The organism is Pseudomonas sp. CFBP13508, from assembly GCF_005233515.1.
GTDB classification, from domain to species: domain Bacteria; phylum Pseudomonadota; class Gammaproteobacteria; order Pseudomonadales; family Pseudomonadaceae; genus Aquipseudomonas; species Aquipseudomonas mercuritolerans.
Genome location: NZ_QFZZ01000004.1, coordinates 492,995 through 505,931, shown reverse-complemented (window position 1 = coordinate 505,931; position 12,937 = coordinate 492,995). Strand labels below are relative to the sequence as shown.

12 protein-coding genes are annotated in these 12,937 nt (G+C 60.7%); 6 read left to right on the top strand and 6 right to left on the bottom strand.

All coding sequences use genetic code 11. The annotated features are described in order from the left end of the window. The first annotated feature begins 32 nt into the window (after positions 1 to 32). On the top strand, positions 33 to 1,655 hold the full coding sequence (locus PspCFBP13508_RS14535) for an MFS transporter (RefSeq protein ID WP_024013261.1): 1,623 nt from the start codon (positions 33 to 35) through the stop codon (positions 1,653 to 1,655). A 52-nt stretch (positions 1,656 to 1,707) separates the two neighbouring features. Here PspCFBP13508_RS14535 and PspCFBP13508_RS14530 read toward each other — a convergent pair whose 3' ends face one another. Continuing rightward, positions 1,708 to 2,070, bottom strand: coding sequence for a DUF427 domain-containing protein (locus tag PspCFBP13508_RS14530; RefSeq protein WP_137214913.1), 363 nt, complete (start codon positions 2,068 to 2,070; stop codon positions 1,708 to 1,710). 192 nt (positions 2,071 to 2,262) lie between these two features. Here PspCFBP13508_RS14530 and PspCFBP13508_RS14525 point away from each other — a divergent pair, with 192 nt between their 5' ends. Further along, on the top strand, positions 2,263 to 4,206 hold the full coding sequence (locus PspCFBP13508_RS14525) for a DNA topoisomerase III (protein ID WP_137214912.1): 1,944 nt from the start codon (positions 2,263 to 2,265) through the stop codon (positions 4,204 to 4,206). 542 nt (positions 4,207 to 4,748) lie between these two features. Next, on the top strand, positions 4,749 to 5,078 hold the full coding sequence (locus PspCFBP13508_RS14520) for a hypothetical protein (RefSeq protein WP_041480831.1): 330 nt from the start codon (positions 4,749 to 4,751) through the stop codon (positions 5,076 to 5,078). Between the two features lie 253 nt (positions 5,079 to 5,331). Here the strand turns inward: PspCFBP13508_RS14520 and cynR are convergent, their stop codons facing one another. Continuing rightward, complete coding sequence (gene cynR / locus PspCFBP13508_RS14515) at positions 5,332 to 6,219, bottom strand: transcriptional regulator CynR (protein WP_137214911.1); 888 nt, start codon at positions 6,217 to 6,219, stop codon at positions 5,332 to 5,334. 122 nt (positions 6,220 to 6,341) lie between these two features. On the opposite strand from cynR, the gene cynS reads away from it, so the two are divergent. Together cynS and PspCFBP13508_RS14505 are read left to right on the top strand one after the other, a co-directional pair. Next, positions 6,342 to 6,809, top strand: coding sequence for a cyanase (cynS, locus tag PspCFBP13508_RS14510; protein ID WP_137214910.1), 468 nt, complete (start codon positions 6,342 to 6,344; stop codon positions 6,807 to 6,809). Positions 6,810 to 6,867: 58 nt separating this feature from the next. Beyond that, entirely contained in the window at positions 6,868 to 7,527 is a 660-nt protein-coding gene (locus PspCFBP13508_RS14505) for a carbonic anhydrase (protein ID WP_137214909.1), read from the top strand. A 48-nt stretch (positions 7,528 to 7,575) separates the two neighbouring features. Here PspCFBP13508_RS14505 and PspCFBP13508_RS14500 read toward each other — a convergent pair whose 3' ends face one another. Both PspCFBP13508_RS14500 and glsB read right to left on the bottom strand, forming a co-directional pair. Continuing rightward, positions 7,576 to 9,078, bottom strand: a complete 1,503-nt coding sequence (locus PspCFBP13508_RS14500) for an aldehyde dehydrogenase family protein (RefSeq protein WP_137214908.1) — start codon at positions 9,076 to 9,078, stop codon at positions 7,576 to 7,578. 182 nt (positions 9,079 to 9,260) lie between these two features. Further along, positions 9,261 to 10,169 (bottom strand): glutaminase B, encoded by a 909-nt coding sequence (glsB, locus tag PspCFBP13508_RS14490; protein WP_024013269.1) that lies wholly within the window; start codon positions 10,167 to 10,169, stop codon positions 9,261 to 9,263. A 139-nt stretch (positions 10,170 to 10,308) separates the two neighbouring features. On the opposite strand from glsB, the gene PspCFBP13508_RS14485 reads away from it, so the two are divergent. Continuing rightward, the gene (locus PspCFBP13508_RS14485; protein ID WP_137214906.1) at positions 10,309 to 10,797 is read left to right on the top strand and encodes a GFA family protein; all 489 of its coding nucleotides are present in this window, start codon (positions 10,309 to 10,311) and stop codon (positions 10,795 to 10,797) included. Positions 10,798 to 10,896: 99 nt separating this feature from the next. Here the strand turns inward: PspCFBP13508_RS14485 and PspCFBP13508_RS14480 are convergent, their stop codons facing one another. Continuing rightward, complete coding sequence (locus PspCFBP13508_RS14480; RefSeq protein WP_137214905.1) at positions 10,897 to 12,183, bottom strand: ATP-binding protein; 1,287 nt, start codon at positions 12,181 to 12,183, stop codon at positions 10,897 to 10,899. Next, positions 12,184 to 12,891: a winged helix-turn-helix domain-containing protein gene (locus PspCFBP13508_RS14475; protein WP_137214904.1), complete on the bottom strand. Its 708-nt coding sequence runs from the start codon at positions 12,889 to 12,891 to the stop codon at positions 12,184 to 12,186. It lies immediately after the preceding gene. Between the last annotated feature and the right edge of the window lie 46 nt (positions 12,892 to 12,937).

Here is a 12,937-nt window from a genome sequence, read left to right as displayed (position 1 = left end):
CAACAAAAACAATCACTGTGAGGGATACCGATATGTCAGAACACGTTCAGCCGCTGGACGCTGCGGGCAGCGCCGAGACCAGCAACGCAACGCAGAAAGTCATCTTCGCCTCATCACTCGGGACAGTGTTCGAGTGGTATGACTTCTTCCTCTACGGCGCTCTCGCCGCGGTGATCAGCAAGCAGTTTTTCGCCGGGGTCAACGACACCACGGCGTTCATCTTCGCCCTGATGGCATTCGCCGCCGGCTTCATCGTGCGGCCATTCGGCGCGCTGGTGTTCGGCCGTTTGGGCGACATGATCGGGCGCAAGTACACGTTCCTGGCGACGATCATTCTGATGGGCGTGGCGACGTTCTGCGTCGGCCTGCTGCCGACCTACGCCAGCATCGGCATCGCCGCGCCGATCATTCTGGTGGTGCTGCGCATGCTTCAGGGCCTGGCGCTCGGTGGCGAATACGGTGGTGCGGCGACCTACGTGGCCGAACATGCGCCTATCGGCAAACGCGGCTTCCACACCAGCTGGATTCAATCCACCGCGACCCTCGGCCTGCTGTTGTCGCTGCTGGTGGTGCTCGGCTGCCGCTACTTCACCGGCGACCAGTTTGAAGTCTGGGGCTGGCGCATTCCGTTCCTGCTGTCGATCGTGCTGCTGGGCATCTCCACCTGGATTCGCCTGAGCCTGCACGAGTCGCCGGCCTACCTGAAAATGAAGGAAGAAGGCAAAACCTCGAAGGCGCCGATCCGCGAATCCTTCGGCAAATGGGAAAACCTCAAAGTCGTGCTGATCGCGCTGTTCAGCATCAACGCCGGGCAAGCAGTGACCTTCTACGCCGCGCAGTTCTACGTGCTGTTCTTCCTCACCCAGTTCCTGAAAATGGACCCGGCGGTGGCCAACAGTCTGCTGATCATCAGCGTGGTGATCGGCGCGCCGTTCTTCATCTTTTTCGGCTGGCTGTCGGACAAGGTCGGGCGTAAACCGGTACTGATGCTCGGCCTGCTGCTGGCCACCGCGCTGTACTTCCCGATCTTCAAATCCCTGGCCCATTACGCCAACCCGGCGATCGATCAGGCCAGCCGTCAGGCACCGATCACCGTGCTCGCCGATCCGGCCACGTGCACCTTCCAGTTCGATCCGGTGGGCAAGGCCAAATTCGACAGCCCCTGCGACAAGGTCAAGACCTTCCTGGTCAAGCAAGGCCTGCCCTACTCCAGCGTAGCTGCGCCTGCGGGCAGCGCCGTGCAAGTGAGTGTCGGCGACGTGAAGCTGGATGGCTTCGATGAGGCGGCACTGCGCGGCGCGATTACCCTCGCCGGCTACCCGCAACAAGCCGATATGCAGCAGATCAACAAACCGATGATCGTCGCCCTGATCGTCGCGCTGATCATCATTTCGGCCATGTGCTACGGGCCGCTGGCGGCGCTGATGGTGGAACTGTTCCCGACCCGCATTCGCTACACCTCGATGTCGCTGCCCTATCACATCGGCAACGGCTGGTTTGGCGGCTTCCTGCCCACCGTGTCATTTGCGCTGGTGGTGTACACCGGGGATATTTTCTACGGGCTGTGGTATCCGGTGCTGATCACCGGAGTGAGCCTGGTGGTGGGGATGATCTGTCTGCGTGAGACGAAGAATATCGATCTCGACAAGAACTGAAAAACCCGCTGACACAATGGCGAGGGAAGCGATTCTCTCGCCATTTTTTCGCTCAGGCGTGCGCCTTGATCACTTCGAATTTCACCTGGTCCGGATAAAAGGCCACGTAGTCGCGGATCGGTGCGACGGAGACCTTCGGGTTTTCGTACGTCCACACCGCGTTGGCACCCTCATGTCCGGGCACTTGCAGGCTGAAATAGTTGGCGTCGCCCTTGTACGGGCAATAGCTGGTGTGGTCGGTGCGGGCGAAATATTTTTCGTCGATGTCTTCGCGGGGGATGTAGTAGACCGGCGGGTAGTTGGCCTCATTGAGGATCAGCGCGTGGGAGGACGCGGCGACTTGGATGCCGTGGAATTTAACCAGTAGACAGCCGCTGAGTTGTTCGACGCTGATCACGGGGCTGGGGCTTTTCATGGGGTTCTCCTGAAGACGGCTAAGAGACCGGTTCAGGTATAGCTGATGGGCTCGGGTCTGGTTGAGATTGCAGCCGAACGGCGAAAACCTTTGGCAATGGTTTTATCTGTATATCCATACAGATAAAAGTTGCTCGCGCCGCAGACTCCAGCCATCCTGTGCGCTCCCACAAACCAACCAGCGATGGTAGCTATGCGGCTGTACCTCTGTGAAAAACCTTCCCAGGCCAAAGACATTGCGGCCGTGCTCGGCGCCAGGCGTCGCGGCGACGGCTGCTGGTTGGGGACGGACGTCACAGTGACCTGGTGCATCGGCCATTTGCTCGAAACAGCACCGCCGGATGCCTACGACGCGCGCTACAAGCGCTGGGTGCTGGCGGATCTGCCGATCATTCCCGACAAATGGAAAATGACCGTCAAGCCGCGCACCGCCAGCCAGTACAAAGCGGTGAAGCGTCTGCTTGGCGAGGCCAGCGAACTGATCATCGCCACCGACGCCGACCGTGAGGGCGAGATGATCGCCCGGGAACTGGTCGAGCACTGCCGCTATCGCGGGCCGATCCGCCGCTTGTGGCTGTCGGCGCTGGACGAGGCATCGATTCGCAAGGCCTTGGCCGCGCTGAAACCGGGAGCCGAAACATTCAGCCTGTATCACTCGGCACTGGGCCGTTCACGCGCGGACTGGCTGATCGGCATGAACATGAGTCGACTGTTCACCTTGCGGGGCCGGCAGTCGGGTTATCAGGGCGTGCTGCCTGTGGGCCGAGTGCAGACGCCGACCCTGCGACTGGTGGTCGACCGCGACCGCAGCATCGCCGATTTCGTCCCCGTACCGTTCTGGGCAATCGACGTGGATTTGCTGCACAACGGCACGACGTTTACCACACAGTGGCGCGCACCATCAGACGCTTGTGATGATCAGGATCGCTGCCTGAATCAGGCGTTGGCGCAGCAAGCGGCAGCGGCGATCAGCAGTGCAGACAGCGCACGGGTGATCAAGCTGAAAACCGAGCGCATGCGCGAAGTGGCGCCCCTGCCCTTCGATCTCGGCACCTTGCAGGAAGTCTGCTCGAAAAAGCTTGGCCTCGGCGCGCAGGAAACCCTCGACATCGCTCAAGCCCTGTATGAAACCTACAAAATCATCACCTATCCGCGCAGTGACTGCGGCTTTCTGCCGTTGAGCCAACACAGTGAGGCGCCATCGATCCTGACAGCGTTGCGCCAGGCCGATCCGAGCCTTGAAGCCTTGCAGGGTTATCTCGAACCGCAACGGCGCTCGCGGGCCTGGAATGACGCCAAGGTCAGCGCTCACCACGGCATCATTCCCACCATCGCCGCGAAGAACCTCGAACGCCTGACCGGCAAGCATCGCGCGGTGTACACGCTGATTCGCGCGCGCTACCTGGCGCAGTTCCTGCCCAATCACGAATACGATCGCACCCAGGCCGATTTCGATTGCAACGGGCAGGCGTTGCGCGCGGTGGGCAAGCAGATCATCGAACCAGGCTGGAAGCGCGCATTGCCCGAAGCACTGGCGCCGGCCAAGGGCCGCGAAGCACCAGCACCGCAAACCTTGCCGGCCCTGAGCCAGGGCGTCGAATGCGCTGTGGCGAAAGTGAATCTCAAGAATCTTTGGACGCAGCCACCAAAACCCTACACCGAAGGCGATCTGATCAAGGCGATGAAGAACGTTGCCAAATTGGTCGAGGATCCGCTGCTGAAACAGAAACTCAAAGACACCACCGGCATCGGCACCGAAGCCACCCGCGCGTCGATCATCCAGGGCTTGCTTGATCGCGGTTATCTGGTGAAGAACGGCAAGGCACTGGCGGCGACACCTGCGGCGTTCAGCCTGATCGATGCAGTGCCGCGCGCGATCGCCGATCCTGGCACTACGGCGATCTGGGAACAGGCGCTGGACATGGTGCAAAGCGGCGAGATGAGTCTGGAAGAATTTGTCACCAAACAGGCTGCGTGGATGAGCAAGCAGGTCAGCCGCTGCTCAGCCATCAGCCTGACCATCAGTGGCCCGCCGCCAGCCGGCAAAGCCGCAGCGCCGTGGAAGAAAAAGCGCAAGTCGACGGCCAGCAAAACCGCCGGTACGCGCAAACGCACGGCGCGTCCGACGACTCGCTGAATTCCTCGAGGCTCCCTTCTCGACGTTGCTGAAACGGATCTTTTCTCATTCCAAAACAGCTTTGTCCGACAATATGTAGTGCTTGAAAATAATCACTACAAAACCGTTGACGGCATCGTTTTGCTTTTGCATGATGAAGACGTTCCCCGATCGGGAGCACTGGTAACACGCTTGAGCAAACTCGTCTGACCGCCGAGTTGTTTTTTCCGGATACACGCTGCCCACAAGGCAGATTGAAGAAGCTGACCTGGCCTGAACGTCCAGTACAAGGACGAGAAGCGCTGGCGAAAATTCTCAAGACGCTTGTGGCCGACACTGGATTGTCGTCAAGGAGCCTCCCGGTTTTCGCTGCTTCTCCTCGTTGTGACGCTATTGCGTAGCAGTTATTCAACACGACTACATGCAACAGATGCATGACCCCGTACTTCATACGGGCGAGCGCTGACGTCCTGGTTTCGGTGCCAGGGATCAACTAACCGATGGGCTACCTGTATTAGCGAATCAACTTTGAAAGATCACCAGACTGGTCAAGGGGCATAACAATGAATCTGAACAATCAACCCACTATCGAAGAACTGGCTCGTATGTTCGCGGCGCAGAAAGACAGCCACGACAGCCATATTCTCTGGATCAGCAAGTCGGGCCAGGTGCACATCGACTGCCTGTCGCCCCACGCTGGCGAAGAGGAATTCGACCGCAACCACCAGAACCTGCTGGCCCGCCTGAAGATGTACCGCCGCGGCCACGGTTATGTCGGCAAGAAGGCTGCGGCCGACAAGGACTTCATTGGCAGTGTGCTGCAGACGCTGAAACAGGCGTGGGATTCGATGCAGAATCAGAACGAAGTTCGGGTGATTGATCGGTTGTATTGAGTAGTAGATTATTTGACTAAGGGCCTGCTTCCGATTGGGAGCAGGCCCTTTGTTGTTCTTTTGAGTTTTGCGGCGTGAGTGCCCCCGTCGCCCCTCACCCCAGCCCTCTCCCGAGGGAGAGGGAGCCGACCGAGTTGCCTCAGCTCAACCGTAGACCTGAATGACCGTGGCGATTATGAGTCAACGAAGCTCGTTCAGGTCGGAGTAACTTGACCAAACACCTCGGTCAGTCCCCTCTCCCGCTGGGAGAGGGTTAGGGTGAGGGGCTTTTCATGCCGAGCACCAGCTCCACAAACGCCAACGCCGCCGCACTGTGATAATTATTCCTGCGCCGCAACAACGCCGCTCCCCGCTGCGGCGCCTCCCCTTCAACACGCAAGCGGCGCAATGCGCGGTCTTCGCTGGCAATCGCCTCGGGCAGCATGGTCGCCAGCGGCGCATGCCGCACCACTTCCAGCAACGTACTCACCGAATTCACGTCAATCCGCACCTGCGGCGTAATCCCGTGCTCGCGGAAATACTCATCCACCAATAACCGCGTAATGAAGCCCGGCGCCAGCAAGGCGAAATGCAGTGAAGCCAATTCCGGCGGCGTCAATACCGAAGGGCTGTCATAGAGCGGATGCCCAGGCCCGACCATGATCCCCAGCGTCTCGGTAAACGCCGGTATGCATTCGATATCGGCATTGCGCACCGGGGTAAACGCGATCGCGACATCCAGCGAGTCATCCGCCAGCCCGGCCTCGATGTCGTCCATCGACAACTCGAAGATCTCCAGATGAATACCGGGAAACCGTGCCCCGTAGTCGCGCACCAGTGGCCCGACCAGATACGCCATGAACGTCGGCGTCATCGCCAGACGCAGGGTGCCGCGGGACAAGTCCTTCACGTCGTGCAAGGCGCGCTGCCCGGCTTCCAGCTCCACCAGCACGCGCCGTGCGCACTCGATGTAAGCCGCGCCTGCATCCGTCGGCTTCACCGTGCGTGAGGTGCGATCGAACAGGCTGACGCCGAGGGTTTCTTCCAGTTGCCGGATCTGCTGCGACAACGTCGGCTGCGATACATGCAGCGCTTCGGCCGCCCGGGTGAACCCGCCGTGATCGGCAACGGCGAGCAAATAACGCAAATGTCGCAACAGCATGAGGACACCATCTATAGGCAGGGCTTATGCGAAGCATTGTATATCGGTCTTGGAAGCTATGAATCGACCGGCGCAACATTGCTTCCACACAAAGCAAGCCAACCCCTGAAAGGAGTGACACCATGCAACAGTCCCACGCCTACAACGACAACAGCCTGGCCCTGACTACCCGCGTTCTCGACGCCAAGGCGAAAAAAGATCTGTCGTGGCAGGATCTCTCTGACGGCACCGGCCTCAGCCTGGCTTATGTCACCGCCGCCCTGCTCGGCCAGCATCCGTTGCCGGAAAACGCTGCTCAAGTGGTCGGCGACAAGCTTGATCTGAGCGCCGATGACGTCGCCGCTCTGCAGATCATTCCTTTGCGCGGCAGCCTCAGCAGCGTGCCGACCGACCCGACCATCTACCGTTTTTACGAAATGATCCAGATCTACGGCACCACGCTGAAGGCGCTGGTTCACGAGCAGTTCGGTGACGGCATCATCAGTGCGATCAACTTCAAACTGGACATCAAGAAAGTCGAAGACCCTGAAGGCGGCTCCCGCGCCGTGGTGACCCTCGACGGCAAGTTCCTGCCGCTGCGCCCGTTCTGATGCGCCCGGCCCGCACCCTGCGTGCGGGCCATCCGATTTCTGCCAAGAGGACACGCCCATGAAAGCCCTGATCGACGGCTTCCTGAAATTCCAGAACGAAGCCTTCCCGCAACGCAGCGAACTGTTCAAACATCTGGCCACGACTCAGCAACCCGGCACGCTGTTCATCACCTGTTCCGACAGCCGTGTAGTGCCTGAGCTGCTCACCCAGCAAGAGCCCGGCGAACTGTTCGTGATCCGCAATGCCGGCAATATCGTGCCCTCCTACAGCCCGCATCCAGGCGGGGTCTCGGCGACGGTGGAATATGCGGTGGCAGTGCTGGGAGTGACCGATATCGTGATTTGCGGCCACTCCGATTGCGGCGCAATGACCGCGATTGCCCAGTGCAAATGCATGGATCACCTGCCCGCCGTCAGCGGCTGGCTGCAGCATGCCGAGTCGGCGAAGGTGATGAACGAAGCGCGCGTGCATGGCAGCGACGCGGCGAAATTGAGTTCGATGGTGCGCGAGAATGTGATCGCGCAACTGGCGAATATCCAGACCCACCCGAGTGTGCGCCTGGCCCAGGAGCAAGGGCGGCTGAATCTGCATGGCTGGGTTTACGACATCGAGACCGGTTCGATCGACGCGCTCTCTTCCGACCGCCGCACCTTTGTGCCGCTGGCGCAGCAACCTGAGACCTGCGCGATCAGCGCGCAAGCCAGCCACGCTGCCTGACTCCCCACCGTGATCGTTTCCACGCTCTGCGTGGGAACGATCAACAGATCAGCGTTTCACCGTGAGATCAACCTGAGTCATCCGGCTACGCACGGTAAACACGCCATCCCCGGAAAGAATCGCACTGCGCGCAAACAGCCGTCCGCTCTCCCAATTCGAAAGGCCCAGCTCAGGCTTGTTCAACGCGTACTGGCCGTCGACCCAACGGGTGATGCCATTACCTACAAACGGCGCATTCACCGCGTTGTAGAAGCGTTTCTGAACCGCCGCATCCTCACTGATCAGCGACACGGTGAATTGCGGGCTGTAACGGTTGAACAGCGCAATCGCCTGCTCCAGATCGTCGACAATCATCAGGCTGACTTCCGGGGTTTCTTCCCATTCCCACTCGCGGCCCAGGGCCGACTCGGGCAAGGATTCGGCCAGCGCTTCGGTCTGGTAACCCTCGGCGCGATAAACCTCGACTGTTGCGTTCTGCCATTCGCTTGGCAGGCAACTTTCACTGCCCGCGACGATGTGCAATTTGCAGCCTTGACCGCGCGCCGTACCGGCGGCTTTTAACGCATCGAGAAACAGCGGCACCAGCTCATCGGCGCGTTCGCGCTGAATCAGGCAGACGTTCAGGGTATTGCAGACCTTGCGGTCCAGCGAGTTGCGCACCACTGCCGCGAAGCGAGTGGCGTCGGCGTCACGGTCGGCGATCAGCCACGCACCGCCGGTGCCGTGCAGGCTGACGGCAGTGCCGGCCTGCTGAGCAATGCTGCCCAACTGACTGACCGCACGGCCCGAGCCTCGCGCCACCGCCAGCGACAGACGCCGATCGGCAAACATCGCCCAACCGGCAGCATGATTGACGCTTTCGACCAACGACACCGCACCCACCGGCAAACCGGCTTCGGCCAGTGCTGGATTCAGCGCGTGAGTGACGATGGCTTGCGCAGTGCCCAACGCATCGCTGCCGATGCGCAGCACAGCCGTATTACCGGTGCGCAACACCCCGGCGGCGTCGGCAAATACGTTGGGTCGGCCTTCGAAGACAAACGCGACGATGCCCAGCGGCGAGACCACTTGCTCAACCTTCCAGCCGTCGTGCTCGACACTGCTGATCACTTTGCCCCGCGTGGGTGGCGCATCACGCCACGCGCGCAGCCCGGCGATCATGTCGCGGCGCATGCTTTCATCGGCGAGCAAGCGTGTGGTCGAGCGACCGCGCGCCTTCGCTCGCTCAATGTCGGCGCGGTTGGCGGCTTCGATCTGCGTCCAGCATTCAGGGCTCTCCAGGCGCTGGGCAAACAGGTCGAAGAACCGGCTGATGGCTTCATCGGACACCGCCGACAACGCGGTGAATGCCGCAGCCGCACGCTCGATTGCCACCGAGGCGGCCTGTTGATCGGCCACGGGGATCAGCAACAACTCGCCACTGACCTGCTCGACCAGCAGATGGTCACCGGGCTGAAACCGCGCGGCCAGTTCGGGGCTGACCACGGTGACGCGGTTACCAGCGAAAGGGATCGGCGTGCCAGCGACTAGACGTTCGAGCGCAAGAGACATGAAGCGGATTCACCATGCAGAGGGCGGCCGGAAAATGTATAGAACACGATCCTGCAAAGCAACACTGCACCCGGTGGGAGCGAGCCTGCTCGCGAAAGCGGCCAGTCAGACGACATCGATGCTGAATGTACCGGCCTCTTCGCGAGCAGGCTCGCTCCCACACTGGAAATCGTGGTGTGTCTTTAGAAGACGGACCAGCCAATCCGCGAGCTCAGCAGCTCCAGCGCCGCCATCCCCGCCAGCGAGTTGCCGGCGGCGTTCAACTCCGGCGACCACACGCACACGCTGAACTGCCCCGGCACCACCGCAACGATGCCGCCGCCGACCCCGCTCTTGCCCGGCAGGCCGACGCGATAAGCGAAGTTGCCCGCCTCGTCATACAGACCGCTGGTGGCCATGATCGAGTTGACCTGCTGGGTCTGGCGGCGCGTCAGGATCTGCTCGCCGCTGTGCTTGCAGAACCCGTCATTGGCCAGAAAGCAGAACGCCCGGGCCAGATCGATGCAATTCATCCGCAGTGCGCAGTGACTGAAATAGCTGCGCAACACCGCCTCGACATCGTTGTGAAAGTTGCCGAACGACTGCATCAGATAGGCCATCGCCGCATTACGCGCACGGTGCTGGTATTCGGAGTCGGCGACCTTGCCGTCGATCATGATCTGCGGGTTGCCGGACAGGCGTCGGACGAAGTCGCGCATCGACAATGTCGGCGCGGCGAAGCGCGACTGGTTGATGTCGCAGATCACCAGCGCACCGGCATTGATAAACGGATTGCGCGGGCGGCCGCGTTCGAATTCCAGTTGCACCAGCGAGTTGAACGGCTGGCCGGACGGCTCGTGGCCAAGCCGTTCCCAGATCGCTTCGCCGGAATGATCGATGGCCTGCACCAGGCTGAACACCTTGGAAATACTCTGCACCGAGAACGGCGTTTCAGCGTCGCCGGCGCAATACATTTCGCCGTCGTTACTGTACACGGCGATGCCCAACTGGTTGGCCGGCACCGTGCCGAGGGCGGGAATATAGTCAGCAACTTTGCCCTGCCCGATCAGGGGCCGGACGGCGTCAAGGATCTCGTTCAACAGCGCTTGCATGCCGGGTTCCGAAAGTCTCGCCCCATGGGATCGCGGGGACACTGGGGCTAGACGCTGCGCCCGCCGGTCGCATCACACCGGCAAGCATCAGGCAGAATGTTCTAGGCTGAAGCGGACCATTCAGACAGAGGAGAGCACCATGCACCTCGAAGGCTCCTGCCATTGCGGCGAAGTCACGTTCAGCCTCGACAGCGCCCATCCTTATCCCTATCAACGCTGCTATTGCTCGATCTGCCGCAAGACCCAGGGCGGTGGCGGTTATGCGATCAACCTTGGCGGCGACGCGACCACTCTCAAGGTTCGCGGACGCAAAAACATCAGCATCTATCACGCGAAGATGAAAGCTGACGGCGATAAACGCGCCCATCGCAGCAGCGCCGAACGCCACTTCTGCTCGCTGTGCGGCAGCGGCCTGTGGCTGTTCAGCCCGGAGTGGCCAGAGCTGATTCATCCATTCGCCTCGGCGATCGATACGCCGCTGCCGGTGCCGCCGGAACACACGCACCTGATGCTCGGTTCGAAAGCGCCGTGGGTTGAGGTCGAGGCGAAGCCGAAGGATCAGCAGTTTGATGAATATCCTGAAGAATCGATCGCCCAGTGGCATGAGCGACTCGGCGTGACCCGCTGAATATCGCGCCCTTCGCGAGCAGGCTCGCTCCCACATTTGGATTGCGATCACCTGTGGGAGCGAGCCTGCTCGCGAAGGGGCCAGGCCAGGCAACATCAATCAGTCCAGATGCGCCCAGGTCATCCTGAACAGCGCCCCGCCCCACGCCGAGTCGCCAACCTCAACCTGCCCGCCATGGGACTGCGACACCCGCCGCACCAGCGCTAGGCCCAACCCAAAACCACCGGTGCGCCGATCCCGGCTGGCGTCCAGTCGGGAAAACGGTTCGAAGATTTTTTCCCGTCCCTCCAGCGGCACGCCCGGGCCGTCGTCGCTGACCCGTACTTCATAGTCATCGCCATTGCGCAGCAGCGACACCTCGACACGCTGCTCGGCATAGCGAATTGCATTGCGCAAAAGGTTGATCACCGCCCGCGCCATGAAGCGCGGTTCGATGCTTACAGTGTCGACCTGGCAACCGGCGATCGACAACTGCACGCCCACTGCTTCGGCCTCAAGCGCCACACTGCCGACAACACTGTCGAGCCAGTCGGCCGCGTGAATATTTTCCCGCTTTATCACCGTCGCGCCATGCTCGAGGCTGGCGTAGGTCAGCAATTCCGAGACCATCTCCTCCAGCTCACCAAGGTCGGCATACATGTCGGCGATCAGCTCGCGATTCTCGCTGGCGTCCGGTAGCTGTTTGAGCTGATCAAGTTCGAACGAAAGCCGCGCAATCGGTGTGCGCAATTCGTGGGAAACCGCGTTGGTCAGTTCGCGCTGGTTGGCGATCAAGCCTTCGATGCGCGCCGCCATCAGATTGAAGTGCTCGGCCAGATCGCGGATGTTTGAGCGCCGCGATAACTGGATGCGTACCGACAGATCATTGTCGCCAAAACGCTCGGCCGCCAGCCGCAGCTTTTCCAGATCGCGCCAGTGCGGGCGCACCCAGAAAAACAGAACGATGCCGATCAGCACCGCGAGCATCATGTACGCCGCAGTGATGTAGAAAGGCATCAGGCTCGGCTCCGGCGGCAACTTGATGCTGAGCAACTGCGAGCCGCCATCGATGTTGCTGATGAACTGCGTGTAGTCGTCGCGGATCACCAACAGGTTCCGCGCGAGCTCGGCTTTTTCCTGCGGTGTGAGGGCCAGTTGATCGGCCTCGACCAGACTCAGCGACAGACCGTAGTGCGCACGCAATGAATCGAGTTTCTGTTCACGCTCGGCGCCCTGGCGGCCTTGCAGATGATCGACCAGCGACCACGCCTGACCGCGCACGGCTTCACGGTTGTAATCCTGCGTCTGGCTGTCGAGCAAGGCGTTGAAGGTGTGTTCGACCGTCTGCAAGGCCAGCACCAGCCCTACCGTCATCACCAGAAACAGCCCGAGGAACAAACGCAGCATTTACAGCTCCCACGCGAACGGATTGAACAGATAGCCCTTGCCCCACACGGTCTTGATGCACACCGGCTCGCGAGGGTTGTCCTTGAGCTTGTTGCGCAACTTGCTGATGTAGACGTCGACGCTGCGATTGAGGCCGTCGAAAGCGATGCCGCGCATGCGATTGAGAATGTCATCGCGGGAAAGAATCTTGCCCGCCGCGCTGGCCAGCAACCAGAGCAACTCGAACTCCATGGTGGTCAGCTCGATCAGCTCACCGGCCAGGCGCACTTCACGGCAACTGCGATCGATGCTCAATTGCCCGAACTCGAGAAAACTGACCACGCTGGTGTCCGGCGTCTGCCGCCGTTGCAGCGCCCGTAGCCGCGCGAGCAACACCGGCGGTTTGATCGGTTTGATCACGTAATCGTCAGCGCCGGATTCCAGACCGAGGATGTGATCGAGATCGTCTTCCTTGGCGGTGAGGATCACGATCGGCGTGTCCGAGACACTGCGAATTTCCCGGCAGACCTGCAAACCGCTCTGCCCCGGCAACATCAGGTCGAGCACCAGCACTTTCGGCTTGAATTCCAGGAATGCAGCCATGGCCAGATCGCCGCGATGCACCGTGCGCACCTCGTAGCCGTGTTGCTCTAGAAAGTGTGCGATCAGTGCGGCGAGACGCTCATCGTCTTCAACCAGCAGAACTTTGCCGAAACCCAGGTTATCCATAACAACCGTTGCCAAGCCAAACGTGGAAGGGCCGATATTATGCGGG